At 58.2% G+C, this 641-nt stretch carries 1 pseudogene; it reads right to left on the bottom strand.

Annotated features, from left to right (window positions below):
- Positions 1-59: 59 nt before the first annotated feature.
- A pseudogene (locus tag QN347_RS19365) lies at positions 60-641 on the bottom strand (hypothetical protein); the annotation flags it as partial.

Genomic DNA, 641 nt, shown 5'->3' with positions numbered 1-641 from the left:
GGTGACCGTCCGCCTCTCATAACATCTTCAAGTAAAAGCGCGGTTATACTCTCGCGACGTTATGCAACAAAGCCCATATAACCGCCCGGGCGATAGTTGAGGTTGTAGTACGCGTTGGTACTGTCCTCGACGATCGCGTCGTCCTTGACGTCTTGCGCTCCGATCGTGTTTCGCAACCATTCCGCTTCGGGCCAGCGCGGACGCCATTTGTTGGCGGTTGCGTTGGGAATGATATCCGGGTTGAGATCATCGGGCAGATTGGCGACATTGAACGACGACCCCGTCGTGGTATCGAGTTCCTCGATGCAGCCGCGCCAGGTCGACGTCGATCCGTCGAGCTTGGTCGGATTGGTGACGGGGGTGCCGGTGCTGAGGCTGGACACCAGCCCGCTCGTATTGAGCATGGTCGGCTCGTAGCGCCATAGCGGGCGCAACGGTTGCTGCATGCCGGAACACGTTCCGCCATTCGCCGAAGTCCACGAAAGGTTGTAGTAATTCCGCGCCTGGTAATAGCCTTGATCGGTCCAGGTAAGCCCAGTCCGCGAATAGCCGGTCGCCGGCATTCGGTAATTACCCACCCCCTTGTCAAACCGGGCAGTCCGTGATTCATCCTGTTTATGAAACGTGAGGAACTCGAGGGG

It is taken from the genome of Sphingomonas sp. 10B4 (assembly GCF_035019905.1).
GTDB classification, from domain to species: domain Bacteria; phylum Pseudomonadota; class Alphaproteobacteria; order Sphingomonadales; family Sphingomonadaceae; genus Sphingomonas; species Sphingomonas glacialis.
The sequence above is the reverse complement of the archived record's forward strand: the minus strand, read 5'-3'. Positions and strand labels throughout refer to the sequence as shown.